This is a genomic window from Natrarchaeobius oligotrophus, from assembly GCF_003841465.1.
GTDB classification, from domain to species: Archaea; Halobacteriota; Halobacteria; order Halobacteriales; family Natrialbaceae; genus Natrarchaeobius; species Natrarchaeobius oligotrophus.
The window spans coordinates 1-26,463 of record NZ_REFZ01000010.1; the positions used below are offsets into that span (position 1 = coordinate 1).

Consider the following 26,463-nt stretch of genomic DNA (forward strand, 5'->3'; position numbering starts at 1 on the left):
CTGTCGACGGTGTCCTCGGTGTCCTCCTGGATCTGGTCGACCATGCGTTCGATGGTGGTCGCCTCCTGTTGGGACTCCTCGGCCAGCGACTTGACCTCGTTGGCGACGACGGCGAAGCCGTCGCCGGCCTCGCCGGCGGTGGCGGCTTCGATGGAGGCGTTGAGCGCGAGCAGGTTGGTCTGGTCGGCGATCTCGTTGATGACTTCGACGATTTCGTCGATGCGCTGGACGCCCTCGCGCAGCTCCTCGACGTCGTCGGTGACCTCGTCGGCGGCGTCCTCGACGCGTTCCATCTTGTCGATGGCCTGCTCTGCGGTGTCCGTGGTGTCGCCGGCGAGCTGTTCGGCCCGCTCGCTGGTGGCGCTGACCTCCTCGGCGTTGGAGGCGATCTCCTCGACGGTCGCAGACAGCCCCGACACCTCGCTCGCGATCTCGTTCATCGACGCCGCCTGATCGGTCGAGAGTACTTCGATCTCTTCCGTACTCTCTGCGACCTCGTTCGTCGACGCGGAGACGTCGTTCAGCGTCGATCGGATGTTCCGGCGAACGTCTTCGATCTCGTTTCGCTCCCGGCTTTCGTTCTCGAGTCGCCGCTCGTACTCCTCGATGCGTTCCTCGTACTCCTCGATGCGCTCCTCGTAGCGATCGATTCGCGCCTCGTGTGCGCTCGAGAGCGCCCGTATCGCGAGTTGCTCGTCGACTTTCGAGAGCCGCAGGAACGAGAGCGTCCGTTCGGCGACATCGTCGACGGCGTTCGAGATCGGTTCCCCCTCGCCCGTCGAGACGGACGCGACGCCGCCGTCGGTTCGTCGTTCCTCCTCGATCGGCTCGAGGTCGGTTTCCGACTCGTACTCGGCTTTGACGTCGTCGGCGATGGCGTCGATTACGCCCTCGTAGTGGAGCGCGAACGAGCCGAGGTAGACGTCCGGCCGGTCTGAGAGGAGCGTTTCTTCCCCGTTCGAGGGGAGCCGCCGTCCGAAGTACTCGCTGTCGTAGGAACCGTCCGCGATCGACCGCAGGTACCGTCGCCGTTCGGCCTCGAGTGCGGGCTCGTCGACGCCGGCCCGCTCGAGCAGCGCCGACACGTCGCCGTGCGACCGGAGGGTCTCGACGTACGCCGCTGGAAGTTCGTCGCTGACGGCGTCGAAGACGTCCGAGATCGACTCGAGTCTCGCCTCGTCTTCCTCGCGCAACGACGCGAGCGATTTCGCTCGCGCGACGTCGTCGTCCGTCACGTCGAACGTTGCGATCGTTCGCTCGTCGTCGACGTCGGCTCCGTCACCGTCGGTTCTGGACATAGTCATGGAAGTGGGGGTACGCTAAATAAGTGTTCTTGCAGGTCGATCGTTCGTCGTGTATGAGTGCTCGTCATGGTGGTTCGATTTCCTCACCTCGTTTTCGCGCCGGCTCGTGTCGAACTCCGCCGCGTCCGCAACGGACCGCTTCCGTGCGTCGCTTCGCGCTCTCCGTTCGTCGTCATTCCGTGTTTTCGATGATCGCGTCGACGTCCAGCCACGTCACGAGCGTCGTCTGTTCGTCGACGTTCTTTTTCACGATCCCGCGGACGAACTCGTGTTGGTGATCGGCGTTCGTGTCCATCACGGTTCCCGTCTCGTCGATCTGTGACTCCCGATACGTCACCGCCTGTGAGACGTCCGTGACGCGGATGCCGAGTTTCTGTTTGTCGTCGTCGCGTTTCAACACGACGATGTACTGGTCGTCGGACAGTTCGTTTCGCTCGACGTCGAGCATCGTCGTCGGGTCCAGGACGCCCGTGATCTCGCCGCGGAGGTCGGTCACGCCGTCGATCGCCTCCGGCCCGCGGGGAAACCGGGTGATGTCTTTCATCTCGACGATGGCGCTGATCCGGTCGATCTCGATCGCGTACCGGGCGTCGTTCAGCGAGAACTCGAGCATCTGTACCGTGTTCTCTCTGTCCTGCGTGGAGTGCAACAGGGTGTTGCCCTGCTCGAACACCTCGCCCTCGCGTCCGATCGCGGCCCGTCCCTGGTCGTCGCTCGCCCGCTCGATCGCGGAGGCGTCGACCGTCGGTTCCGCGCCCATCATCTCGGTCGTGCTAACCATCGCCGACGTGTCGGCGATCGCCCCCTGCAACGCCGGATCGACGGTTTGTTGCCCGTCGCCGGCCGCGGGTACAGCGTCGTCGCCCGGGCTCGCCGCGGACTCGCCCTCGCCCTCGCCGCTCGAGGCGGGATCGATCCCGTCCGGGCCGTCTCCGCGCTCGGTTCGACCGTCGCCCGTCGATCCGTCGTTCACCGACTCGCCGCCTCCGTTCGCCGATCCGTCTCCGTCGCCCGCTGACTCGTCGTCCTCGTCCGCCGTTCGGGTCGATTCGTCGGCCCGCTCGTCTCTCGCTTCGGTCGCCGACTCGCCGTCGGTTGTGGCGTCCGTGCCGTCGTCCGTGGACGATTCGTCGTCGCCTGTCCCGTCGGCGTTCGCCTCGTCGGTTCGACCGTCACGGTCGCCCGCGGTTCGGTTTCGCAGGTCTCGAAGTCGTCGTGCTCTGTCGTCGGTCATGCCGGCACCTCCTGTGTGCTGAACTGCTCGTCGAGCTCTTCGGCCATCGCGACGAACACGTCGCGCATGTCGACGTCTTCCTCGATGGCGAACAGTGACTGCCCGTCGGCGAACGCACGCTGGAGCGCAACGCGCTTGCGGACCCGGTAGATGGGGACGTCGGGTAACGCGTCCTCGAACCACGCGAGCATCTCGTCGTCCTGTCGCGTCGTCTCGATACGGTTTGCCACTAGCGCAACCGGATCGATCTCGACGTCGTGATCCATCTCCAGCGAGCCGACGTAATCGAACAGCAGCTCGAGCGACCGCTTGCTCGTCGGCTCCGTAAGCGCGGGAATTACGAGATTCTCGGTCGCACACAGTGCGTTGTCGGTGATCACGCCCAGGTGGGGCGGACAGTCGACGATTACGTACTCGTAGTCGCGCTCGAGGCGATCGAGAAGCGAATCGAGACGCGTCTCCGACTCCGGTTGCTGGGCGAGCGACGACGCGGCCGCGTTCATGTCGATGTTGCTCGCGACGACGTCCATCTCGGCGTGTGAGTAGACGATCTCCTCGAGCGGTATCGCCGTCGGATCGACGAGCGCGTCGAGCAGCGTCGGCGGCTCGTCGTCGTACGCCTCGAGCAAGCCCAGCCCTTCGGTCGCGTTGCCCTGTGGGTCGAGATCGACGAACAGAACGTCCCGGCCGAGTTCGTTCAACGCCCCGGCCAGGTTGATCGCCACGGTCGTCTTTCCGACGCCACCTTTCTGGTTCGTTACACACAGCCGAGCGGGTCCCGCCATTCGTCTGGGTCGTTCCGACTCTGCCTACATAACTCGAACGGCCAAAATGTTCCTCGAACGAACCGCTCGCGCGCTCATCCGGCCGAATTCTTTATGCGGGGCACATCACAATCCAGTCCCATGGCAGTGAACGTCTTGATCGTCGATACTTCCGAGGCGACCCGCGAGGTCCTTCGGGAGGCGATCTCCGAGGAGTTTCGCGTCGTCGCGGAGGCCGCCGACGGTGCGGAGGCCATCGAGATCGCCGAGACCACCCACGTCGACGTCGTCGTCATGGACCTCGCGATGCCTGGGGTCGACGGAATCGAAGCAACTGCCACGATCACGGAGCTACACCCGGACGTCAGCGTCGTCTTCTGTACGAATGCTACACAACGAGAAACGATGAGATCCGCAATCGAGGCCGGCGGTGATGGCTACGTTACGAAGCCGTTCGAGAACAGTACGATTCAGGACGCGATACGCGACGCGATCTCCTGATGGTCCGAGCCGTAATCGCGGACGACTCCGCAGTGATGCGCGAAACCCTCGGGAAGATTCTCGAGGACGGCGGAATCGACGTCGTCGCCCGAGCGAAAGACGGCCTCGAGGCCGTCGAGGCCATCGATCGGTACGAACCCGACGTCGCGACCATCGACATCCAGATGCCCGAACTCACCGGCCACGAGGTGATCGAACGCGTCATGGACGAGAATCCGACGCCGATGCTGGTCATCAGTTCGCACACGACTCGCAACGCCGACGCCACGTTCGAGGCGCTCGAGGCCGGTGCGGTCGACTTCATCGCGAAACCGTCGGGCGACAACTCGGTCGACATCTGGACCAGACAGGACGAGATCGTCGATCGCGTTCGCGCGGTCGCCGACGCGGACGTGACGGGAATCGACGACGGTCGCGAGCGATCGACGCGGGATCGAGCGCCGACGCGGGATCGAACGCCGACGATCGACGTCGGCGACGAGTTTCCCGGCGAGCCGACGCTCGTCATCGGCGCATCGACCGGCGGCCCGCGCGTCGTAGAGCGGGTGTTGTCCGAACTTCCCGAACGAGCGGGACTACGAATTCTGGTGGTACAACACATGGCTGATCACTACACGAAACGGTTTGCGAAGCGTCTCGACGAACGAACAGCGTACGACATCCGCGAGGCGACCGACGGCGATACGGTCGGCCCGGGCGAGGGCGTCCTGGCGAAGGGCGGATACCACCTCGACGTGACCGGCTTCGCCGACGGTCACCTCGCGGTGGCCAACGACGACGGCCCAAAGCGCCACAACGTCCGACCCGCAATCGACGTCACGATGGAAGCGACAGCGGAGCGAGTCACCGGTAACCTCGTCGGCGTCATCCTCACCGGGATGGGTGCCGACGGCGCGGCCGGCCTCGAGTCGATCAAGGAGGCGGGCGGGAAGGCGATCGTTCAGGACGAAGAAACGTCGCGCGTCTACGGCATGCCGAAGGTGGCAACGGAGCGCGTCGACGTCGACATGATCCTGCCGGGCGATCGGATCGCAGAGGGGATCACCAACGCGTTCACGGGGTGGTCCGCGTGAGCGACGTGACGAACACCTTCGTCCAGGAGAGCCAGGAGGACATCCAGCAGCTCAACAACGCGCTGTTGGACCTCGAAAACGCCGCCGACCCGGAGAACTCGGAGTCGATCGAGACGGTCTTTCGGGTCGCACACAACCTGAAAGGCAACTTCGGCGTTATGGGCTACACGGACGCGAGCAACATCGCCCACGCCGTCGAGGACCTGCTCGATTGCATCAGATCCGGCGAACTCGCCGTGACGGGCGATCGGATGGACCTGATCTTCAGCGGCGTCGACCTCCTCGATCAGATGGTCCAGGAGATCTCGGAGACGGGTGAGACGGAGACGAACCCCGAGGCGACGATCGAGGAGATTCGCGCCTCGATCGAGGGCGAGTCCGAGAGCGCCGACGACGGCGACGAGGCGGCCGACGCGGACGACGGGGCGGCTGACGTCGACGCTGCCGTTCCTCTCGCCGACGTCGCGGCCGACCTCGGCGACGACGTCGACCTCGACGAGGCGGAACTCTACCGAACGACCGTCGAGTTCGAACCGACCGGATCGGAACACGTCGACGCGATGTTCGTCATCGACGCCATCGAAGACGAGTACGACCTTCTCCGGCTCGATCCCGACGGCGACGTGATCGAGGACGGCGAGTTCGACGCGACGTTCGACGCCTACGTTCTGACCGACCCGGACGTCACCGCCGACGACGTCGCGACGTTCTACGAGAACAACCGATACGTCGAAGACAGCGCCATCGAGCACATCACCGACGACGTCGCAGCCGAGCGCTCGCAGGCGGCGGAAGAAGCCAGCAGCTCGGACGGTTCGGCCGCCGACGCGGATGGCGATTCGCCGGCGTCGTCCGAGTCGGCGTTCGCCCACGGCAGTCAGGAGGTCGAATCGATTCGGGTCGACGTCGAGCAGGTCGACCAGCTCTACAACCAGGTCGAAGAGATGGTGACCAGTCGGATCAAACTCCGCAAGATCATCGAGGAAAACCAGCTGGTCGAAGCCGAGGACGAACTCGAGGAACACGGCAAGATCACGGCGAGTCTGCAGGATACCGTTCTCGAGATCCGGCTGGTGCCCCTGAAGAAGATCGTCGGCAACTTCCCGCGGGTCGTCCGCGACCTCTCCCGAAAGCAAGAAAAGGAGATCGACTTCCAGATGGACGGCGTCGACATCGAGATGGATCGCTCGATTCTGAACGAGCTGGGCGATCCGCTGATGCACCTCATTCGAAACGCCGTCGACCACGGCATCGAGCCGCCCGAAGAGCGCGAACGAAAGGGGAAACCGCGCGAGGGCACGATCAAGCTCATCGGCGAGCGCGACCGCGATCGCGTCTCGGTCACGGTCCAGGACGACGGTCGCGGACTCGAGGTCGAAGAGATCCGCGAGAAGGCGATCGACCAGGGTGTCATCACCGAAGAGGAGGGTCGCGTCCTCGACGACTCCGAGGTGTACGATCTCATCTTCCACCCCGGTTTCTCGACGACCGAGGAGGTTACGGAAGTCAGCGGTCGCGGCGTCGGGATGGACGTCGTCAATCAGGTCGTCCGCGGCGTCGACGGCTCGATCAACGTCGAGAGCGAGCCCGGAGCCGGAACCAGCGTGACGCTAATGTTACCGGTCAGCGTCGCGATCGTCCGCGTCCTGTTCGTCACGGTCGGCGACGAGACGTACGGCATCCCGATCAAGAACATCGACGAGATCTCCGAACTCGAGGATCTCACCGTCGAGTCGGTCGAAGACCGACCGACGATCACCCACGACGAACGCATCTACCCGCTGCTCTCGCTCGGCGACCGACTCGACGTTCCGGACGTTTCCCCCGCCGAAGACGACATGGTCGTCCGCATCAAAGACACCGTTCGACAGGTGTGCATCCGCTGTTCGGACGTCGTCGGCCAGGAGGAGGTCGTGATCAAACCCTTCGAGGGCGTCCTGAGCGGTGCGCCCGGAATCAGCGGCGCGTCGGTTCTCGGCGAGGGTGAAGTCGTGATGATCCTCGACGTGGATACGCTGTGACGCTGCACGCTCGGTCGCTTCGGCGAGGGCGCGCTTCGTTCGCGTCGCGCGGTGACGAACGCGCCGATGGGACCATCGACGTAGACCGGACGGCGGTCACTGTCGGCCGATCCGACCGACGGGACGGCTCACCGATTCGATCGCTCGTGATCACGGGACGGTGGTGTACCCGATGACGGATCCGGACTCGAACGATCGCCCGCGAGCGTTCGATCTGTCCGATCTCCCCATCCACGATGCGGAGGAGACGCCGGTTTCGCCGATCGACGCCGCCCGGCGACGTTCGTCGGCCGCCGCCCGCGACCCCGACGGCAACGGGGCGGTTCCGGTCGGCATCGCGGACTACGTCGTCGTCGACGACTCGACTCCGTTGAAAACCAGCGGACTCGGCTCGTGCATCGGGGTGGTCGTCCACGACGAAGCCGCGACCGTCAGCGGGCTACTCCACTTCATGCTCCCTCGAGCGGACGAAGCACACAGCGGGAACCATCCGGACGCAAAGTTCGCCGACACCGGATTCGAGGCCATGTTCGCCGAGTTTCGCGATCTCGGCGGGAGGCCGTCTCGCTCGTGGGCGAAAGGTGCGGGCGGTGCGACGATGGTCGAGTTCGCGGAGACGAGCCGGTCGATCGGCGCGCGAAACGTCGAGGCCGTCCGCCGCGAACTCGAGTTCTACGGCGTCTCGATCGCGGGAACCGACTTCGGCGGCCACCACGGTCGATCGATCGAGTTCGATCCCGCCACCGGAACGCTCACCGTCAACGGTGCGGACGGCGTCGAACGAACGCTCTAGATCGATTACGTCCGCGAAAGCTCCGATTCGTCAGTTTTCGCTTTCGCTCGCGTTTCGACCGTCGCGCTCGTCCCGACTTTCGCGCCCGTTTCGGCTGTCGCTCGAGCGGTGGCGCCGAGAGCCGGAGTCCGGCGTCGACGAGGCGTCGCCTTCCGTTCCGCTGGCGTCGTCCGCGGCCGAACTCGGCTCGCCGGCTCGGTCGTTCGTGGTCGCACTACTCTCTCCGGACGGTTCGTCCGCTCTCGTTTCGCCCCGGGCCCCGTCGCCGCCGGAATCCCCGTCGTCCGACGGATCGTCCGTCGACCGACCGTCGCCTTTGCCCCCGCGAGTTCGGTCCATAGACCGACCGAAGACCGTTCGTCGGCCCTCTCGAGTGCGTCCCGGACTTCGATCCCTGTCCAGCAACGACGGCCGTTTGACGCGGTCGGTGCTGTCGTCGGGAAGCGTGTCGATGGCGACCCGCCTGAGCGCCTCCGGAATCGTATCGTCGCCGTCGACGTCCTCGAATTCGGCGTCCGCCGATTCGTCACGGGGGTTTTCGACGATCGTCTTCCCGTCGACGAGCGCGTCCCACACCTGCTCGTCGTCGTCGGCCTTCCGTTGGACGTCGCTCGCCTCGGTCCGCCCCTTCTGGAACGCGAGTTCGACGAAGCTCTGGTCGTAGTTCGTGTCGATCTGTTCGCCCAACCGGTCTAGCTCCCCGGGGTGCGTCTCGCCGAGTCGCGCCGCGACGCCGAGTGCGAACGCGCGTCGGACGACCTCCTCCTGGTCGTCGATCACCTCCCAGTCGGTGCCGAAGTGGCGTTCGTACATCTCAGACCTGGATCTTCTCGTTCGGATCGACCTGGAGTCCACGATCGGTGAACTCGATCTTTCGGATGTCGCAGTCGATTTTCGTTCCCCGCATCTTGATGATCTGTATGCCCCTGGTCATCCCGCCGGACTCGAGGTAGTTGTGCATGAAGATGACTCCGTGTGCGAGGTAGTGGCCGTCGGTGTAGGATGTGGGATCGGTCATCTCGGAGATCAGTAACACGGTGGCGTCGGCGCGCTTGAGCTTCGTCAGAAACTTGATGAGCGCGTCGAGGTCGTCCGAGAAGTAGTACTCGAGCAGCATCGTCGAGTCGATGACGAGCCGGTCGACGCCTTTCGATTCGACGAAGGCGACGAGCTGGTTGGCGAGATTCTCGACGCTCGAGGGAAACTCCCCGCTCGATCGCGACGAAGGGGCGAGAAGCCGCTGGGCTTCGCTCTCGAAGGCGTTCAGCACCTTCACGTGACCGGAGTTGACGGCCTGATCGAAGCCGAACTCGTAGCCACCCATGTCGTCGACCAGTTCGGCTTCGGTTTCGTGTAAGGTCAGAAACAGCGTCGTCTCCCCGTCGATGGCGCCTTTCGTGACGAACTGCGAGCAGAACGTCGTCTTACCGCTTCCCGGCGGGCCGCTGATCACGTACAGCCGGTCTTTGAGGATACCGCCGTCGACCAGCGCGTCGAAGCCCGGTACACCCGTTGTGATTCGCATTACCCACAACCAGACCCGTCCCGGATAAATATATTCTGTATTCCTCTCTCGCAATCTAACCGTGGAAAATAGCGCCCTCGCTCACCCGAGGTTCGCGATCAGAATTCCGTCAGCCCGGAGTACGACGCCGACGTCTCCGGATATCCCCTGGAAGATCTCCTCGTGAGCCGTGATGTCCTCGACGCCCGCGCCGACTTTGAACTGGCTGACGTTTGGCAACGCACCGAGCGCGCGCCGTTCGTCGGGATCGAGTTCGAGGTCTTCGAGGAGAACGGTGTCGTGGGCCGTCTGGCAGCGAACGCGCACCGTCGCCGCTCTCGGCAACTGGTTCTGGACGACCAGCGTTCCAGGCCCGATTCCGACCAGCCCCTTCAGCGCGGCGACGAGCGCGGGAACGTCGCCGTCTCTCGCGGCGACGGCGGCCGCGGTGAGATCCTGGCGTGCGGACGCTGCCGAGCGTTCCACGCCCGCTTTCACGGCCGCCGCGTCCGGCGGGAAGTTCTCCGGATCGTTACGGTACGCGAGGAGAACGAGCACGGAACCGGCGACGCCGAGGATGCCGAGGACGACCAGATACCACGGGAGGATCCCCTCCTCCTCGTCGTCGGCCGATTCCACTTCGGTCGGCTCGCCGTCCGTCGTCTCGTCGTCGGTTTCGGACGGATCGTCGTCAGTTTCGTCCGCGTCGTCCGGCTCGTCGTCCGCGTCCTCGACGCCAGCGACCGTCGTCGTCTCCGTCGCGTTGTCGGTGACGACGGCGAACTCGATGGTCTCGTCGGGGGCGTCCGCCGTCGCCGTGAGGGTTTGTGACTCCCACGGACCGAGCTCCAGCCTGTCGATGTGGACGACCTCGTCGCCGAGTAACAACTCGACGTACTGTTCGCCGGATTCGATCCCCGTGTTGTTGATCGTCGCCGAGAGATCCACCGTCGATTCCGACGATCGATCGGCGGAGAGCTCCGTGACGTCGAACCTGTCCGTGTCGTCTCGAACGGTCGCGTTCGCGACGTCCTCGTCGTCGTTGCTGATCACGGCCACTTCGACCTGGGGGACGTCCGCGGCCCAGGTTCGAAACGAGAACCGCTCGACCGTTCGCTCGCCCGGCTCGAGCGAGACGGTGCTGTTGTCCCGGACGTGCCGGTCCGTCCTGTCGGGATCGTCGACGCCCCGGTCGATCCGCAGCCGCACGTCCTGTTCGCCGGCGATGTCGCCCGTGTTCTCGATCGCCGCGGTGACGACCAGCCGGTCGGTAACGTTCACCGGCTCCACGACGTTCTGGATGTCCACCGCGAAGCCGCTTCCGGCGACGAGCGGCCGCGCGGTGTCGCCTTCGCCGGGACTGCGCAGCTCGACGTCGACCCGCGGCGCGTCGCCCTGTTCCGTCTGGTACGTAAACTCCTCTTCGACCCACTCGTCGCCGTCCAGTTCGACGGTCTTCTCGTCCGCGAGCTCGCCGTCGACGTACAGCTGGATGGGGTGTTCCTGCGGACTGTCCGGGATGACGCCGGTGTATCCGATCTCGCCGGTGATGACGAGCTCGTCGCCTTCGTCCGGGTAGTTTCTGTCGACGATCGCCGCCGTGACGCTCTCGTTGAAGGAGGCTTCGCCGATCACGTCGACGTTCGCGCTCGCGGTATTGTCCCCGTCCTGACTGATGAGTTCGACCGAGACGCCGGGCGAGTCGTCCTCGCTCGTCTGGTAGGTGAACGTCTCGGTCGTGCGCTCGCCGGGACCCAGCGTCACCGGCTCCGTCGTGACGTACTCGCCGTCGACGCGGAACTCGATTAGCACGTCCTGTTCACCCTGCGGATAGTTCCCTCGTCGTTCGATCTCCGCGGTGACCTCGAGTTCGTCGCCGGCTGCTGGCGCGAGCTCGTCGGCGTTGACGATCGAGACGACCGTCTCCGACTCGTGGATCGTCACGTCCGCCGTATCGACGCCGCTTCCCGGCGGATGGTAGTTCGTATCGGCGGTTACTTCGACGGACTCCGCGCTCCGATCGCCCTTCGACGTCTCGTACTCGAACTCGATCGTCGTCGTCTCTCCCCTCTCGAGGGCGACGTCCTCGTCGATCGTCTCGATCACGCCGCCGGATTCGTCGAACAGCTCGAACGTAACGTCTTCCGACTCGGTCCCGTATCCGTCGTTCGTGATCTCGACGGGAACCGTGAGCGTTTCGCCCTCGCCGACGGACTCGATCTCTCCGTCCAGGATCGTGACGTTGAAGTACGCCTCGTCGTACTCCTCGAAGACGATCCGATCGCCGGTGTTCTCGACGACCGCGTCCGATCCGCCCTCGCTCGTTTCGACGTAGCCGTCGCCGTTCACCTCGAGCGTATCGTTGACGACGCCGTCGGCGGTGACGACGAGGTTCGGATCGCCGGAAATCGTCTGGATCGTGTTGTTCTCGACGACGACTGCCTGCCCGCTTTCCGTTTCGATCCGCCCGTCCTCGTTTACGACGAGCGCCTCGTCTCCGCTCGTCCCCTCGACGCTGACGTTCGGGTTCGGGGGTACCTCGTCGGCGGCGCTCTCGGTGACGACGTAATCGTCGGCGAACCGAACGACGACGTACTCGTCTTCGTGGTCGTCCCCGGCGCTCGCGACGGTCGGTGCGACGACGACCAGTGCCGAGACGAGCACCAGCGCGACGAGACACGCCACCGCGAGTCGGCGACGGCTCTTCCCGGCCGTCGTCGTGCGCTTCGTCCGCCGTCGGCTCGACGCTCGGACGCACACGGAACGTGCACTCGAGCGCTCACCGCTCGGTTCCGGATTGGCCGTCGAACTCAGCATCGCACGCTCACCAGTCGCGTCGAGTCGGGGTGCCGTGGTTGCTCCGTCATGGTCTCGTGCATTCCGCCGATCGAGTCCTGTTGTCGCCCAGTTAGTAATCCACTTATATGATATTGCCGGCCCGTACGGGAACGATCGGCACACGCGTCCCGGTTCGACGGACGGTCGACGTCGATCGAGACGGCCGACGCGTTTTTCACCTACTGGTGCGACGCCTTCAATAAGATGCCAGAGCGTTCCGAGTATTCGACCGACGACCGCCGTGCTCGAGTTCCCACAACTCGTTCTCGAGCTCCGTCGGAACCCGAGGGTACGAACCGCACGTTCGCGACGAGTCGCCGGCGAGCGCTCGCCGCCGTCGGCGGCGTCTCGCTCGGGCTGACGGCGGGCTGTCTCGATTCGGTCCAGAGCATCGGCGGCAGTCGAACCGCGATCGAGCCGGAAGATCCCGGCGACGAACGGAACGCGACGCCGAGCGAGTTCTACTTCTTCCTCGAGGAAAACGGCATCACGGTCGACGAACTCTACCACGACACCGAAGACGACGATCTGATCCTGTTCTACGAGTCCGACGCGGAAACCCGCGACGAGTCCGAAGACGAGATCGCGCTGATCTACGTGGTCTTTCGCGATGCCCTCGTCGCTCGCGGCGCGGACGTCCAGTACCTCTACACCGAAGTTCTCGATCGATTCGAGGGACAGGTCGAAGGCTGGGCGGTTAACTCCGAGTGGGCACAACAGGAGGTCGACGGGGAGATCAGCACGCTCGACGTCTGGAACGCGATCCTTCGGACGAAAGTCTACGAGGAGGGCGAGAATCCGTATCTGCCGAACAGCAGCGACGAGACAGACGATTCGGCGGCCGAAACCGGAGCCGACGACGATCCCATGAATGGTGACCAATCGACCGACGACGAGTGACGTGAATGAGGTTTTCGAATCCAGTTCCTCGGACCGATCGCCGTCGTACCGACGGGGCCGGAACGGGAACTTTGAATATTCGCAGGCGAAACACGTAGCCATGCATTCAACGGTGTGGCTTCCCGTCCCGGATAGGTGATCTCCCACGGATGACGCTATTTGAACTCGAGCGAAACGCCGACTTCGATCAGCTCATCACGATCCTCGAGGAGAGTTCGAACCCGGACATCCGAAAGCGATCGGCGGAGATCCTCGGAAGTCTCGAGTCGGAGACGGGCGAACGGAATACGCCGCGGGAGGAGGTGATCGACGTGCTCGTCGCCGCCGCGAAAGACGACGAGGACGAGGGTGTCCGCGCCGGCGCGATCGACGCGCTGGACCAGTACGGACAGGACGCCCTCGAGCAGTTCATCGGCGAGATTTCGGGTCACGACATCGACGACGTCGCCCAGTGGAAAAAGGCGGAGATCCTCGCAAAGGGGCTGAACGCCGACCTGCCCGAACTCCGCATGGCGGCGGCGACCGGACTCGGTCGAATCGGCGAGGACAACGTGGTCAACGCCCTCGTCGATCGACTCTCCGATCCCGATCCGCGGGTACGGATGCGCGTTTCGCGTGCGCTCGCACGTATTGGTTCCACCGAGTGCGTCCCGGCGCTGGCTCGTCGATTACACGAAGACCAGTACGACGTTCGAATCGAGGTCGCGTACGCGCTCGCGGACATCGGGACCGAAAACGCACTTCGGGAGCTCGTCGACGTCGCGAACGACGACGACGAGGTGTTGCGACGCATCGCCGTCGACGCGCTCGGCAGACTGGGTAGCGTGGAGGCGGTCGAAATCCTCGCCACCGCGTTGAGCGACGATTCGGACGTCGTCCGGCGAACGGCGATGTTCTCGCTCGTCCAGTTGCTCTCGCAGGCTCCCTCCGGCGCGAGCCACCAGGTTCGCGAGAAGATCGTCGGCGAACTCGAGGAAGCCAACGAGCGCGAGGCCGTCCAGCCGTTGATCGAGATTCTGGATCGGAGCACGGAGACGGCACAGCGTCGAAACGCGGCCTGGTTGCTGGGCCGGATCGCCGACGAGGAGTACGTTCGCGACGCCCAGGACGCGCTGATCGAGACGCTCGGCGACGACGACGAGATGACCTCGAAGTTCGCCGCCACGAGCCTCGCGTTGCTCGCGGGTGACGGACTCGAACAGCGGCTGTTGGAGCTGGTCGAAAGCGACAGAGACGAGGAGATGCGCGTCAAGGCGCTGTTCGTACTCGGCAAGATCGGCGGCGACAGGTCCCGAAAGAAGCTGTCGTCGTTCGTCGAGCGAACCGACAGCGATCGGTTGCGAAAACGCGGGTTCTCGGCGCTGTCGAAGCTTGGCGGCGTCGGAATGCCGAGTGGTGATATTCCATGAGCAAGTCGGAACAGAAACTCGCGGACGTCACCGGCAAGTTCACGCAAGTCGTCCGCGACGGACGAAAGCTGTCGGATACGAACTGGTCGAACGGCCGAATCGTCCTCTCGAACAAGCGACTGGTCATCGTCGGCAACGAGGGAAAAGAGACGATCCCCCTCTCTAAGATCCAGTCGATCCGCGGACGGTACGACGTCAACCAGACGATCGCGAAGGTCTCGAACTACATCAGCATCAACTACGGACCGAACGTCCACCTCGTGTCGATGGAGGAGGTCGACGCGTTCGAACTGCAGATGCAAAAGGCCATCCTGGACGGCGAGATCGTCCTGATCAAGCACCCGGCGGTCAAAGGCGGCGTCGTTCAGGACACGTCTTGGTGCAAGGCCCGAACTAAGATCGATACGGGCGTCGCCAACTTCGCGGTCGAGAACGGCACGTTCGTCCAGATCGAAGTCGACGACGTCGGAACCGTCGAGAGCGACGAGCGGACGGTCCGATCGAACGAACGACCCGTCATCGAAGCCGAACACACCGAAGACGGCTCGAGCGTCCAGACGTACATCTCGGGATCGTCCCAGAACTGTGCGATCCTGAAGTCGGTGCTCGATCGCGGCGCCGAAAAGAACGCCTCGCAGATCGACCTCTCGGGCAAGGAAGAGGAGGTGCTGATGGCGATCTACTCCGGCGTCTCACCGTTCGAGGTCCCGGAGTTTCTCGACATCGATACGGACGAAGTCGAGGAAATTTACGAGCGGCTCATCGAACTGGACGTCCTCGAGGAGGTCCGCGTTCGTCGCGAGGTCGCGTTGAAACCCCGCGGGCGAAACATCGCGAGCGAAGCGATGAACAGCAAGTGAGCGCGAAGAATCGGCGGAAAACGAAACACGAGCGGGCCCGCTCGCGGATCAATCGCTTTTGAGATAGCTCACGTCGCGCTCGAGTTCGTACCCCTTTGGCACCCCCACGTTCTCGAGGCAGTCGTCACAGAGTGGCTTGGCGTACGTCCGGTTGTTGCTCTTGCCCAGAATGTTCGCGTCGTCCAGAGAGATCACCTCTTCGCAGCGGCTACACTCGATCTTGTCGCCGTCGACGATGTTCATGTCGCGATTATCGACGAGAGCTCGAATAAGTGTCCCGGCCGAGGGTTCGCACGGACCACGGTCGAGTCGGCCTCGTTCGGCGCGCGTCACTCCGCGTACAGGCTCAGAATCACCGCGACGAACCCAAGCGTCGTCACGAAGTAGTTGACGGTCAGGAGCTGACGCGGGTTCTGGAAGTCGTTGACGAACGCGCTGATCGTCGTCGCCGTCGCGGCCGCGACGATCAGCGTAAAGCCGACCGATAGGTAGATCATCGACCGACGTTCCGTCTCCGCGTACGCCTGGACGGCCATCCCCGCCATCACCAGCCCGGAGGCGATCAGCGACGCGCTGAAGACGACGTACAGAATTTCGACGAGGTACATCAGTCGTCACCACCGATGCCGCGACCGAGGTCCTCCCAGACGCTCGTCAGGCGCTGGCTGGCGACGTCGGGTTCTTTCGATTCGATCTCGAGTTCGTCCTCCTCGAATCGGATCACGATCTCCTCGACGTTGCGCCGGTACAGCGTCTGGCTCCGTCCGGGCTCGCCGAACTCCCTGTCGTCTTCGTCGTCCTCGAGCAGGCCGAGTTCGGTGAGCACCTCGACCCGCCGGTAGCTCGTCGTGACGGGAATATCGAGCTCGTCGCTCAGCTCCTGGGCGGATTTTGGTTCGTGCGCCGACCGAAGAATGTCCGGGCTGTACTTCTTGCCCAGACTTCCCAGCACTTCGGTGGGATCCATGTGCGGCTGATACAGACCCCGTCCACTAAACCGTACTGACCACATGACAGGTCGCGTACGTCATTTTCATCGCTGAAAACGACACTCGAGAGCCCCTTCAAACGCGATTTTCTTCCGCTTCCGGAACCGTCTGACGCGTGGCGTTCGCTCGTCAGACGCTGCCGTCGTTCGTCCGGGATCGTTCCGGACCAGTCGACGGTAGGATTATCCACATTTCGCCGTGATGTCGTTCCCACACTTGAAAATATTGGCTCAGGTTTAATAACGGTCCATTTAGAGTATGGGGTAGCGCCCGTCTCAGGCGGGTGTTTACCCCCTACATATGTTCGCAGACGAGACAGACCAGAGTCGCGGTCAGGTGGGGATCGGCACGCTCATCGTGTTTATCGCGATGGTGCTGGTCGCCGCAATCGCAGCAGGCGTACTGATCAACACGGCTGGCTTCCTGCAGACGCAGGCTGAAGCCACCGGCGAAGAGAGCACCGAACAGGTTTCGAACAATCTCAACATCGTGAGTACGACGGGTAACGTTTCCGTCGACGACGAAGGTCCGATCAACGAGGCCCGGATGGTCACCCAGATGTCACCCGGTGCCGACGACATCGACTTGAGTGAGATGACGATCCAGGTGATCGGTCCGGGCGGCGTGGCGGACCTCACCTCGAACGAGAGCGGTATCGCGGACGCCAGCGACGAACACTTCGGCCTGGAGGCCATCACCGACGGCACCGAACCCGACGTGCTCCAGGAGCGAAGCGATCGCGTCGCGGTCATCATCGACCTCGAGGAGATCGACGCGACCGAAGAGATCAACGGTGATCAGGGACTTCACGAAGGCCAGACCGCCGACGTGACGCTGACGCTGCAGTCGGGCTCGCAGTCGGTTGCAGTCCTCAGCGTGCCGGATTCGCTGAACGGCGAAGACGCAGGTAACGATGTCAGGCTATAGGAGTGACTTACAATGTTCGACACACGTAACGACGACCGCGGTCAGGTGGGGATCGGCACGCTCATCGTGTTCATCGCGATGGTGCTGGTCGCCGCAATCGCCGCGGGCGTCCTGATCAACACGGCCGGCTTCCTGCAGACGCAGGCTGAAGCCACCGGTGAGGAAAGTACGGCACAGGTATCGGACAACGTCCAGGTGATGACGTCCGTCGGGATCACCAACGAGTCGTCAGAGTATCAGAACGACGACTGGTTCGACGAGGCTCCCGAGGGCAATAACACCATCGTTCACGTCGAGATGACGATCCAAAAGAGCCCGGGTGCGGACGCGATCGACATGAGCGAGGCGACGATCGAGTACCTCAACAATCAGGCGATGACGCTCACCCACAACGGGACCGTCGAAGACGGCGGATTCAACTCGTCCGAATCCTTCCTGACGGAAGAGATTCGCGGTGACTCCGGACCGAGCGTGCTCATCGCCGACGACGACCGGCTGGCCATCCACGTCCCTCTCGGAACGCTCACTTCGGATGCGTTCGATGACCACCCGTACGCGCAGGACGATCCGGGTGAACTCGTCGAACAGCCCGAGTTCATCGAGGAAGGCGACGACGTCGAACTGACGATCACGACGGCTCAGGGCTCCCAGACGCCGGTGGCCCTGCGCGCGCCCGACATCATCCGAAACGAACCGGCAGTCGCACTCTAATCTGAGAACCTATGATTTCAACAGGCAACACTACTTCCGACGACGACCGCGGTCAGGTGGGGATCGGCACGCTCATCGTGTTCATCGCGATGGTGCTGGTCGCCGCGATCGCAGCAGGCGTACTGATCAACACGGCCGGCTTCCTGCAGACGCAGGCCGAAGCCACCGGTGAAGAGAGCACCGCACAGGTGTCCGACAACATCCAGGTGATCACCTCGGTCGGTGAGACCAACTCCTCGAGCACGTTCGACAACGCCGACGGTGACTGGTGGGCAGACGACAGTCCGGACAACGACACCATCGCGCTGGTGACGTTGGCGGTCCAGAAGAGTCCGGGCGCTGACGCCATCGACATGAGCGAGGCGACGATCGAGTACCTCAACGACGAGGCGGTGACGCTCACCCACAACGGAACCGTCGACGAAGATCTCGACTCGAGCGACTTCAGGGATCTCATGGAGGACGGAGACAGTGACGGAATCGCCCAGAACAACTCCTTCATCACGACCGAACTCCGTGGTGACTCCGGACACACCGTCTTGATGAACGACGACGACCGACTCGAGATCCACATCCCGCTCGGCGAACTTAACGAGAGCCACGGAATTGTGGAAGGTTCCGATCCGATCAGCCAGCCCCACTTCATCACCGAAGGCCAGCAGCTGGATCTGACGATCACGACGGCCCAGGGCTCCCAGACGCCCGTTACGCTGACGGCACCTGACATCATCCGCGACGATCCGGCGGTCGCCCTGTAAGGGCTTTCACCGATCGCTCGTATCGCAGCCGAACGATTTTTTGTGCGTTTTCACCTCGAGCCGCGCCTCTTCGTTTCGCTTCGGGTCGATTGCCCGTCCGCCTGTCGGCTCGACGTCCTCCGGATTCGTGCCAACGCTTCGCGCACCCTGGCCAGAGGGCTTTTGACCGATGGTTGCTTCGGTACGGCACAATGGGGTTTAGTACGAGTGGCGCGATGGCCGTGATATTCATCGGTCTCCTCATCGCAGCCAGCGTCATCGTCCCCACGCTGTTTACGATCAGTAGCGAAACCGGCGAGGCCTTCTCGACGCAGTCCGAACAGATCCGCGATCAGAAGAACACGGCGATCTCCGTCCACGGCGCGGAGAACACCACCGAGAACGTCACGGTCTCCGCGACCAACGAGGGAACGCGAACGCTCGATCTCTCGAGCACCGACCTGCTCGTCGACGGCGACTACGTTCCGCTCACCGCGACCGAGACCGTCGTGATCGCCGGCGACGACCGGCGCAACGCGACGTCGATCTGGCCGCCGTCGACCGACCTCGAGGTCTCGTTCACCAACGAGACGGTCGACGAGCACGTCCGCGGCGCGTCGAACGTGACCGAGGTCGACCGGGTCACGATCGTAACCGAGACGGCGATCAGCGACGCCAGCCGCATCGAAGCGGCGGGGGACGACTGATGTCGGGCGTCTCGGCGACGCACCTGATCCTCTTCGTCGCTAGCTTGACGATCGCCGCCGCGATCACGGGAACGCTCGTCGTCGAAACCGGCCAGCTGAGCAATGCGATCGAAACGCGCGGCTCGAACGTCGCCGACGAGATCAAGACGGACGTCGCGGTCATCAGCGACGAGGCGACGACCGAGGCGGTGTACGACGAGAGCGAAAACGAGGTGACGGTTCTCGTCAAAAACACCGGCTCTCGCAGTTTATCGACCGATCCGTCGACGTTCGACGTTCTCGTCGACGGGACCTACGTACCGAGCGGTCAGCTGACGACAGAACGCGTCGACGCCGACAGCGACGCGTGGCGACCGGGCGGCGTCGTCGAGGTGACGGTCGATCTCGAGGAGAAGGCTCCGAACGGCGACACAGAGATCGCGATCATCGTGAACGGCAACGAAGACAGCATCGACGTCTACATCGACTGACCAACCAGGACAGCATACACATGAGTGGATTACTCGGCGACGACGGTGACGAATCGAACGACGACCCGGATGCCGACGTCGAGGACGACCTGCTCGGTGGCGACGACGGGTTGATGGGCGACGACATGGGGTTCGCCGACGACGAGGGCGGCGACTCGGACGAGGAGCTGACCTACCGGCTCAACGAGATCGAAAAGGAAGTCGATTCGCTGCAGAACAAGGTCGAAACCGTCCGCGGCGAGAACGAGAAGATCAGCGATTCGATCTCGACGGTCGAGCAAAACGTCGACAAGCTGGTCGACCTCTACGAGATCGTCACCCACGGCATCAATCCGTTCGTCGGAGATCAGGAGATCGGCAACGCGTTCGAGAACGCGACGGAAGGTGGATTCGGCGCGACCGACGATATCGGCGACGATATCGACGACGAAATCGCCGAAGCGAGCGCGGAAGATTTCCTCGACGATCCGATCGACGATGACGCCGACGAGTTCGACGATCCGATGGCGGACGAGTTCGACGAGTCGACGGCGGACGACGAGTTTTCGCTCGAGGAGGATACCGAAGGCGCGCCGCTGGATCTGGAGGACGACGGTGACGACGAACTGGAGCCGGAGAGCGAAGACGGGGTGCTGGACGACGCCACCGCAGACGAGAAGATCGACGAGTTTCTGGCACCGACCGACGATTCAGACGCCGAAGAGACCTCCGAGTCCGCCGACGAGAACGAGACCGACGGATCCCACGCCGACGACCTCTCTGCGGCTGCCGGCGCGACGTCGACCCAGAACGACGCGGACGCCGACGACGTCGACTCTCCAGTCACTGACATCGAAGACGCCGTCAACGGCGAGATCGGTGAGCCGCCATATCTCGTCCGCCACCCGTCTCGTCCGACTGCCGAAATCGCGACGCTCGAGTGGATCGCGTTCCTCGTCGAGACGGCCGGTATCGAGGGGACCGCACGGACCATCGCGTACTACGAGTCCATCGGCTGGATCTCCGCCGGCGTCGAAACGTATCTCCAGTCGTTGCTGTACGGATTCGGAGACGGTGAGGGCGATCCCCCAGACGATCCGGATCCTCGTTCGGTGTTGAGTTCGGCCGAACACAAGCGGAGCTTGCGATACATCGCACACATCGCGACGCCGGAGAAGACGTCGACACCGTTCGACGAGGAACCGCCACAGAGCGTCTCCGTCGATTCGTCGTGGGAGTGATGACGGCGTGGAAGTGACGAATCGAACTGCCGGGAGCAGGCCAGAAACTTTGTATGGCGAGGATACCGACGTATTCGCCACGATCCGGTTTCGTCGGTCGAAGCGAACGCGACCCGCGTAACGAGTACCGATCCGATCCATCATGAGCATCGTCGATAAGACCGTCGCCGCCAACGACTTCGGAAAGTCGGTCATCCAGTCGTACGACGAGATGGAGATCCCCACGCGGATCTACATTCTCGCGATTCTGGTCCCGGCGTTTCTGATCTTTCTCGCGACGATCGCGGCGGCGGTCGTTCTCGACGCGTTTTTGCTCGTCCGACTGCTGATCCCCGTTCTCGGGCTGTTGATCTTCTTTTCGGCGGTCGGGTATCCGCGACTCGCGGTCGACCAGCGTCGCATCGAGATGGAAAACCGGTTTCACCTCTTCGTCATCCACATGACGATCCTCTCGACGACGAACATCGACCGGATGCAGGTCCTTCGAAAACTCGCCCAGGAAGAGGAGTACGGCGAACTCGCCGACGAGATGCAACGCGTCGTCGATCTGGTCGACGTGTGGCACTTGAGCCTCGGCGACGCCTGCCAGCGACGGGCGAAGGAGGTTCCGAGCGAGTCGGTCGAGGACCTCCTCGAGCGGCTGGCGTACACGCTCGACGCCGGCCAGCAACTCGACGAGTTCCTCTTTCAGGAACAAGACGTGCTGATCGACAAGTACTCCACCGTCTATCGACAGTCCCTCGGCAACCTGGACGTTCTGAAGGACCTCTATCTCTCGCTCATCATCTCGATGACGTTCGCGCTCGTCTTTGCGATCGTGTTGCCGTTGCTTACGGGCAACGATCCGACGATCACGACCACGCTCGTGATCGTGCTGTTCGTGTTCGTCCAGATCGGCTTTTTCTTCGTGATCCGGGCGATCGTTCCGGACGATCCGATCTGGTACCTCGAGGACGGCTACCGGACCACGACGAAAAAACGGATGTTGGGCTCGACGGTCGCCGGAATAATCCTCAGCGTATTCGTCGTCATCGGGATGACCCTCGCGTTCTTCGAGTTGATCCCCGGCACCGAGTCGATCGAGTTCAGCGCGGTGCCGCTGTTGCTCTACATGCCGATCGCGACGCTTCCGCTGTTGATCCCCGGCCTCACGTTCTGGTACGAGGAACGGCGAGTGTTCGATCGCGACCGGGAGTTTCCGAACTTCATCCGCGCGCTGGGCACCAGTGAGAGCGCCAAACAGAGCACCACTTCCGAGGTGCTCGCGACGCTTCGAACGAAGGACTTCGGCCCGCTCACCGAGAACGTCGACGACCTCTACCGACGGCTCAACATGCGAGTGAGCACCGAGAAGTCGTGGCGATTTTTCACGGGAGACGCCCACTCGTTTCTGATCCAGAAGTTCAGCGAGATGTACCTGGTCGGTCGCGACATGGGAGGCGGTCCGAAGCGGCTGGGAGAGCTCATCAGCAAGAACATGAGCGAGATCATCAACCTGCGCGAGGAGCGTCGCCAGCAGACGACGACGCTGATCGGCGTCATCTACGGGATCACCGCCGCCTCCTCGTTCGCGTTTTTCATCGGCCTCGAGCTCGCGTTGATGCTCTCGAGTTTCGACATCGACCTCGAGGGAGAGATCCTCGGGGGCTCGCTCATCCACACCGAACAGTACAACGTTCCCGTGCTCCGATTCCTGATCGTTCTGGTGTTGATCTTCAACGCCTTCATCTCGTCGCTCGTGCTCCGCGTGGCCGACGGCGGCCACTTCGGTAACTCCTATTTCCACTTTACCGCGTTGCTCTGGGTCGGGGCGCTTACGGGGACGATTACGGAACGGCTGGTCGACCTGATCATCTCGGTCGACCTCTGATCCGGTCTGGCGTCCGTCACCGCCGGCGAGGCCGCGAATCGTCTGCGATCCCGCCGGTACATCGGTACGGTACTCCGCACGTCGGTTTCTTCTCGTTCCGGAGTTCACGTCCGTCTGTTCGCCATCGGTCGTGTCTTCGTCGGGGCCACAAACGTCTTTACTCGGCCGTCGAAAGTGACGAGTACCCGGTCATGATACCCCCTACTCCCCGTTTCACGTCGTCGACCCGCGGTGTCGAATCGATACACAGCGGTCTGTTGCTGTTCGGTTTTGCGGTGATGCTGTCGCTGTATATGGCGGCGGTGATCTTCATAAACGGCTACTGACACGAACTGTTGTACGTGGTTACCGGTGCAACTGCGACCGGCCTGCGGTTGTACTGACACATCGTTACAACGGACCGGACGAATCGAATCAGCGGTTCCGGTATCGACCGGAGAGGACAGCGTCGGTGGTCGGTACGTGCGGACGAGAACCGGGGCGTGTCGTCACTCGATGGCCTCGAGCAGCTCGCCGATCGTACTGGACCTGGTGAGTCCGTGTCTTCTCGCGGCCCGTCGAACCTGGGACGGAGAGAGCGGCGGGGAGAACTCGGATTTCGCCAGCAACAACGTCGCCGTCCGCTGGGTCGGCGTCTCGGTCGCGACGTGCTGTGCGTACCAGAGAACCAGGTTGTTGAACGTGCCGACGGGATCGTCCGACGTCGTTCGGTGACGGACAGTCGACTCGTCGAACCGGGAGACGATATCGATGGCGAACCGCGCGTCGGTTCGCTCGAGTTCGTCCGCGAGCACCGACCGCGCTACCTCGGGACTTCGGATCGGCTGGTGGTCGCCTTCGTTCCGCTCGTCGTTCGATGCAGCCGATTCGCCGCGTCGGTCGGTCGGTTGTTCCGGTTCGCGACCGGACTGGGGTGCCGGTCTGTCCCGACTGTGTTGGACGTTCGGCGGGCTGTGGTCGGCGGAGACGACGTACCGGCCGTCGGAAACCTCGGCAACGTACGGGCTCTCGGTGAAGTCCAGATCCTCGGGCGAGAGCGCACCGCCGCCCGCACCACCCTTGGGTTGCTCGCTCGGCAGCACGGGCGGAACGTCGGCATCTTGTTTCGGGTTCGTTTCTTTGTTACTGTCCGTCATACCCTGTCCCTTCTCAAGCCTTCTACCCCGACCGAAAAGAATCCTTTGTTTGAAACGACGTCGACCAGCACGATACCGTTTCGGCGACGATCGGATACATTTTGTCGTGCGATCCTTGCACGAGAGGCGAGTCGAATTTTCCTCGGTTCGTGACCGGAACCGAGAACGCGCCCGTCACGGAAACTGCCGTCGGCGCTCGCTGGCCGTCAGACCTCCGTCGGACGCTGGTCCGATGTGGCCGCAATCGCTTAATACGTTGATTCTCATAGTAGTCACAGATGACTACTCGTGGCCGACGCCCCGGAAGCACACCCCCGTTTCGAAACGTCGGGGTCGGCCACGGTGACGATCGAACGGCCGTTAACGTGATGGGTTCACCATGTTATTATCCATAATCGGCAACATACTCGGCAACGAGGACGAGGACGGTGGAACGACCTCCGGAAACGGTGACGATCCGCTGATGGATGGTGAACTTGCGGGCAGCATGAGCGCCGAGGAGCTGATGCCCGGTGCGAGTTCCGACGAGGGGATGGACGGCGGCACCGACGACTTCGGCGGGAGCGCCGACGGTCTGGGCGGTGGGGACGACCTTGGTGGTGGGGACGACCTCGATGACGGCGACGATCTGTTCGACGACGGCGGATCCGACGACTTCCTGGGCGACGGTGCCCAGATGAGCGACGGCGGCGAGATGTCGCTCGACGAGATGGAGGACGCAAACGGCGGCGTCTCGAGCGAGGTCGAGGCCCGCGTCGAGGACATGGAAAACGAGATCGGCTCGCTCGCCTCGACGGTGAACACGGTTCAAAGCGAGAACGAAAACATAAGCGACTCCCTCGAGGAGATCGAGGACAATATCCGAAAGCTCCTCGAGGTGTACGAGATGGTTACGCAGGGTGTCAACCCGTTCGTCGAGGACGACGCGCTCAACGATACGTTCGGTAACGGCGGCGGGGCACCCGGAACGGGTGACTTCGGCGGTGCGAGCCTCTTCGACAGCGGAGAGGCCGACCAAGAGGACGACGCGGTGGAAGACGACATCGCGAACGCCGAAGCCGAGGAGTTCCTCGACGAGAGCCTGATAGACGATGACGACGGGTTCGACCTCGACGAAGGTGAAGACGACGAGTTCGGTGACGAGTTCGACGAGGGCGAAGACGACGAGTTCGGCGGCGAGTTCGACGAGAGTGACGGCGACGAGATGGACCTCGACGGCGACGGAGGTGGCGACGGGGATCTCTCGTTCGACGAACTGAAATCGCAGTACGACTCCGGGGAGGCCGACTGGGACGACGAGGACGCCGAGGCCGAGACCGAGGAGTCGCTCGACGACGACCCGTTCGAGGACGGCCACGATGGGGCCAACGCCGACGACGAGTTTTCCGAAGGCGATCTTGCCGGAGACGACGAGTTCGCCGACGACGATCCGTTCGAGGACGGCCACGATGGGTCCGACGTCGACGACGAGTTTTCCGAAGACGACCCGTTCGAAGACGAGACGGCGTCGACGCCGGTCGAACCGGAAGCGTCGGCGGAGGACGCAGTCGAGGCGGACGTGATTCCGTGGGACGACGGCGGCAGACCGTATCTCGAGTCGGTGCCGTCCGAGTACGACACGGAGTTCGTCGTGATGGACTGGCTCGATTACCTCGTCGAAGAAGTAGGTCTCGACGGCGCGTCTCAGACGATTCGGTTTTACGGATCGATCCACTGGGTGAGCCACTCCGTCGAGGGGTATCTGCAGACGATCCTGAACGGGTTCGACGGCGGACCTGACCTCGACGATCCCGAGCCCCGGTCCGCGCTCGGCGTCGATCACAAACGGAGCCTGTGGTGGATCAGTCGAATCGCCGATCCGTCGAAGCACCACCCCTCGTTCGAGGAGTGGCTCGAGGACGAGGACGTTCCGTTCGACGGGGAGCCGATCGGCGAATCGCCGGGCGAGCGCCTGACGTACGCAGAGTCGGATGTCGACGGCGTCGGCGAATCAGGATCCAACGCGGGTTCGAATTCGTTCGGAGTGGAGTCGATCACCGACGACGCCGACCGGAGCGGCGAATCGGAATCGCTGAGCGCGAGTGACCAGGGAGACGAACGCAGCGCACAGAAGATCCTCATCGACGAGGCGGAGGACGAGGGTGAGTCCGGCGACGAGCGCGAACCGCTCGGACAGCCGGCGCTCGCTGAATCGGACGCGAACGTCGACGGCGGTCGAATGATCTGGGTCGACTCCGACGTCGTCCTCTCGGAGTCCGGCGTCGAACTTCGAAACACCCGTGACGGCCACGGACGGGACGGCCGCGTCGAACTCGTTCAGTCGGTGCTCTCGCCCGAGCGTTCGGACGAGATCACCGACGTCGAGGAGTGGCGGGAGACGTACATCAAGCCGTTGGTCGTCCCGGACGACGAGTCGGATCTCGAACGGTGGCAGGTCGATCTCATCAGGTCGCTACTGGCACCCGACGAGGGAACCGACCGAGTACAGTAGTCTT

Annotated in this window: 26 protein-coding genes; 15 read left to right on the forward strand and 11 right to left on the reverse strand. The window is 63.3% G+C overall.

Going from position 1 to position 26,463, the window contains the following annotated elements:
• From EA472_RS14400 to EA472_RS14410, 3 genes are all read right to left on the reverse strand, one after another.
• The coding region (locus EA472_RS14400; RefSeq protein WP_133306988.1) for a globin-coupled sensor protein at window positions 1–1,298 on the reverse strand (1,298 nt) is incomplete at its 3' end.
• Window positions 1,299–1,476: 178 nt separating this feature from the next.
• Complete coding sequence (locus EA472_RS14405) at window positions 1,477–2,538, reverse strand: chemotaxis protein CheW (protein ID WP_124192222.1); 1,062 nt, start codon at window positions 2,536–2,538, stop codon at window positions 1,477–1,479.
• Window positions 2,535–3,323 (reverse strand): ParA family protein, encoded by a 789-nt coding sequence (locus tag EA472_RS14410; RefSeq protein WP_124192223.1) that lies wholly within the window; start codon window positions 3,321–3,323, stop codon window positions 2,535–2,537. The genes EA472_RS14405 and EA472_RS14410 overlap by 4 nt, the downstream gene beginning before the upstream one ends.
• 120 nt (window positions 3,324–3,443) lie before the next feature.
• Here EA472_RS14410 and EA472_RS14415 point away from each other — a divergent pair, with 120 nt between their 5' ends.
• The 4 genes from EA472_RS14415 (at window position 3,444) to EA472_RS14430 (ending at window position 7,690) form a co-directional block, all read left to right on the forward strand.
• Window positions 3,444–3,803: a response regulator transcription factor gene (locus EA472_RS14415; protein ID WP_124192224.1), complete on the forward strand. Its 360-nt coding sequence runs from the start codon at window positions 3,444–3,446 to the stop codon at window positions 3,801–3,803.
• On the forward strand, window positions 3,803–4,876 hold the full coding sequence (gene cheB / locus EA472_RS14420; protein WP_124192225.1) for a chemotaxis-specific protein-glutamate methyltransferase CheB: 1,074 nt from the start codon (window positions 3,803–3,805) through the stop codon (window positions 4,874–4,876). Before EA472_RS14415 ends, cheB begins: the two co-directional genes overlap by 1 nt.
• Window positions 4,864–6,897, forward strand: a complete 2,034-nt coding sequence (gene cheA, locus EA472_RS14425; RefSeq protein ID WP_124192226.1) for a chemotaxis protein CheA — start codon at window positions 4,864–4,866, stop codon at window positions 6,895–6,897. The genes cheB and cheA overlap by 13 nt, the downstream gene beginning before the upstream one ends.
• A 172-nt stretch (window positions 6,898–7,069) precedes the next feature.
• Window positions 7,070–7,690, forward strand: a complete 621-nt coding sequence (locus tag EA472_RS14430; RefSeq protein WP_124192227.1) for a chemotaxis protein CheD — start codon at window positions 7,070–7,072, stop codon at window positions 7,688–7,690.
• A 30-nt stretch (window positions 7,691–7,720) separates the two neighbouring features.
• Here EA472_RS14430 and EA472_RS14435 read toward each other — a convergent pair whose 3' ends face one another.
• The 3 genes from EA472_RS14435 to EA472_RS14445 all read right to left on the reverse strand — a co-directional run bounded on the left by EA472_RS14435 (window position 7,721) and on the right by EA472_RS14445 (window position 11,879).
• Window positions 7,721–8,503 (reverse strand): hypothetical protein, encoded by a 783-nt coding sequence (locus tag EA472_RS14435; protein ID WP_207891166.1) that lies wholly within the window; start codon window positions 8,501–8,503, stop codon window positions 7,721–7,723.
• Between the two features lies 1 nt (window position 8,504).
• Window positions 8,505–9,215, reverse strand: coding sequence for an RAD55 family ATPase (locus EA472_RS14440; RefSeq protein ID WP_124192228.1), 711 nt, complete (start codon window positions 9,213–9,215; stop codon window positions 8,505–8,507).
• A gap of 81 nt (window positions 9,216–9,296) precedes the next feature.
• Window positions 9,297–11,879 (reverse strand): COG1470 family protein, encoded by a 2,583-nt coding sequence (locus EA472_RS14445; RefSeq protein ID WP_243637854.1) that lies wholly within the window; start codon window positions 11,877–11,879, stop codon window positions 9,297–9,299.
• A gap of 357 nt (window positions 11,880–12,236) precedes the next feature.
• On the opposite strand from EA472_RS14445, the gene EA472_RS14450 reads away from it, so the two are divergent.
• The 3 genes from EA472_RS14450 (at window position 12,237) to EA472_RS14460 (ending at window position 15,201) form a co-directional block, all read left to right on the forward strand.
• On the forward strand, window positions 12,237–12,932 hold the full coding sequence (locus EA472_RS14450; RefSeq protein WP_124192230.1) for a hypothetical protein: 696 nt from the start codon (window positions 12,237–12,239) through the stop codon (window positions 12,930–12,932).
• Window positions 12,933–13,081: 149 nt separating this feature from the next.
• Window positions 13,082–14,341, forward strand: coding sequence for a HEAT repeat domain-containing protein (locus EA472_RS14455; protein ID WP_124192231.1), 1,260 nt, complete (start codon window positions 13,082–13,084; stop codon window positions 14,339–14,341).
• Window positions 14,338–15,201, forward strand: coding sequence for a CheF family chemotaxis protein (locus tag EA472_RS14460; RefSeq protein ID WP_124192232.1), 864 nt, complete (start codon window positions 14,338–14,340; stop codon window positions 15,199–15,201). Before EA472_RS14455 ends, EA472_RS14460 begins: the two co-directional genes overlap by 4 nt.
• Window positions 15,202–15,249: 48 nt before the next feature.
• Here EA472_RS14460 and EA472_RS14465 read toward each other — a convergent pair whose 3' ends face one another.
• From EA472_RS14465 to EA472_RS14475, 3 genes are all read right to left on the reverse strand, one after another.
• Window positions 15,250–15,444, reverse strand: a complete 195-nt coding sequence (locus tag EA472_RS14465; protein WP_124192233.1) for a hypothetical protein — start codon at window positions 15,442–15,444, stop codon at window positions 15,250–15,252.
• An 86-nt stretch (window positions 15,445–15,530) separates the two neighbouring features.
• Window positions 15,531–15,809 (reverse strand): DUF7521 family protein, encoded by a 279-nt coding sequence (locus EA472_RS14470; RefSeq protein WP_124192234.1) that lies wholly within the window; start codon window positions 15,807–15,809, stop codon window positions 15,531–15,533.
• Window positions 15,809–16,168, reverse strand: a complete 360-nt coding sequence (locus tag EA472_RS14475; protein ID WP_207891167.1) for a winged helix-turn-helix domain-containing protein — start codon at window positions 16,166–16,168, stop codon at window positions 15,809–15,811. Before EA472_RS14475 ends, EA472_RS14470 begins: the two co-directional genes overlap by 1 nt.
• Window positions 16,169–16,490: 322 nt before the next feature.
• Between EA472_RS14475 and EA472_RS14480 the strand changes: the two genes are divergently transcribed.
• The 7 genes from EA472_RS14480 to flaJ all read left to right on the forward strand — a co-directional run bounded on the left by EA472_RS14480 (window position 16,491) and on the right by flaJ (window position 22,832).
• The gene (locus tag EA472_RS14480; RefSeq protein ID WP_124192235.1) at window positions 16,491–17,117 is read left to right on the forward strand and encodes an archaellin/type IV pilin N-terminal domain-containing protein; all 627 of its coding nucleotides are present in this window, start codon (window positions 16,491–16,493) and stop codon (window positions 17,115–17,117) included.
• Window positions 17,118–17,129: 12 nt separating this feature from the next.
• Entirely contained in the window at window positions 17,130–17,828 is a 699-nt protein-coding gene (locus EA472_RS14485; protein WP_124192236.1) for an archaellin/type IV pilin N-terminal domain-containing protein, read from the forward strand.
• Window positions 17,829–17,839: 11 nt separating this feature from the next.
• On the forward strand, window positions 17,840–18,586 hold the full coding sequence (locus EA472_RS14490) for an archaellin/type IV pilin N-terminal domain-containing protein (RefSeq protein WP_124192237.1): 747 nt from the start codon (window positions 17,840–17,842) through the stop codon (window positions 18,584–18,586).
• A 191-nt stretch (window positions 18,587–18,777) separates the two neighbouring features.
• Window positions 18,778–19,272: a flagellin gene (locus EA472_RS14495; RefSeq protein ID WP_124192238.1), complete on the forward strand. Its 495-nt coding sequence runs from the start codon at window positions 18,778–18,780 to the stop codon at window positions 19,270–19,272.
• Window positions 19,272–19,742: a flagellin gene (locus tag EA472_RS14500; RefSeq protein WP_124192239.1), complete on the forward strand. Its 471-nt coding sequence runs from the start codon at window positions 19,272–19,274 to the stop codon at window positions 19,740–19,742. The genes EA472_RS14495 and EA472_RS14500 overlap by 1 nt, the downstream gene beginning before the upstream one ends.
• A gap of 20 nt (window positions 19,743–19,762) precedes the next feature.
• On the forward strand, window positions 19,763–20,962 hold the full coding sequence (locus tag EA472_RS14505) for a FlaD/FlaE family flagellar protein (RefSeq protein WP_124192240.1): 1,200 nt from the start codon (window positions 19,763–19,765) through the stop codon (window positions 20,960–20,962).
• 142 nt (window positions 20,963–21,104) lie between these two features.
• Complete coding sequence (gene flaJ, locus EA472_RS14510; protein ID WP_124192241.1) at window positions 21,105–22,832, forward strand: archaellar assembly protein FlaJ; 1,728 nt, start codon at window positions 21,105–21,107, stop codon at window positions 22,830–22,832.
• 157 nt (window positions 22,833–22,989) lie between these two features.
• Here the strand turns inward: flaJ and EA472_RS22550 are convergent, their stop codons facing one another.
• Together EA472_RS22550 and EA472_RS14515 are read right to left on the reverse strand one after the other, a co-directional pair.
• The gene (locus EA472_RS22550) at window positions 22,990–23,145 is read right to left on the reverse strand and encodes a hypothetical protein (protein WP_165874902.1); all 156 of its coding nucleotides are present in this window, start codon (window positions 23,143–23,145) and stop codon (window positions 22,990–22,992) included.
• Between the two features lie 175 nt (window positions 23,146–23,320).
• The gene (locus EA472_RS14515; RefSeq protein ID WP_124192242.1) at window positions 23,321–23,968 is read right to left on the reverse strand and encodes a DUF7500 family protein; all 648 of its coding nucleotides are present in this window, start codon (window positions 23,966–23,968) and stop codon (window positions 23,321–23,323) included.
• 379 nt (window positions 23,969–24,347) lie between these two features.
• On the opposite strand from EA472_RS14515, the gene EA472_RS14520 reads away from it, so the two are divergent.
• Window positions 24,348–26,459 carry a FlaD/FlaE family flagellar protein gene (locus EA472_RS14520; protein ID WP_124192243.1) on the forward strand — a complete coding sequence of 704 codons (2,112 nt, stop codon included), beginning with the start codon at window positions 24,348–24,350 and terminating at the stop codon, window positions 26,457–26,459.
• Window positions 26,460–26,463 lie beyond the last annotated feature (4 nt).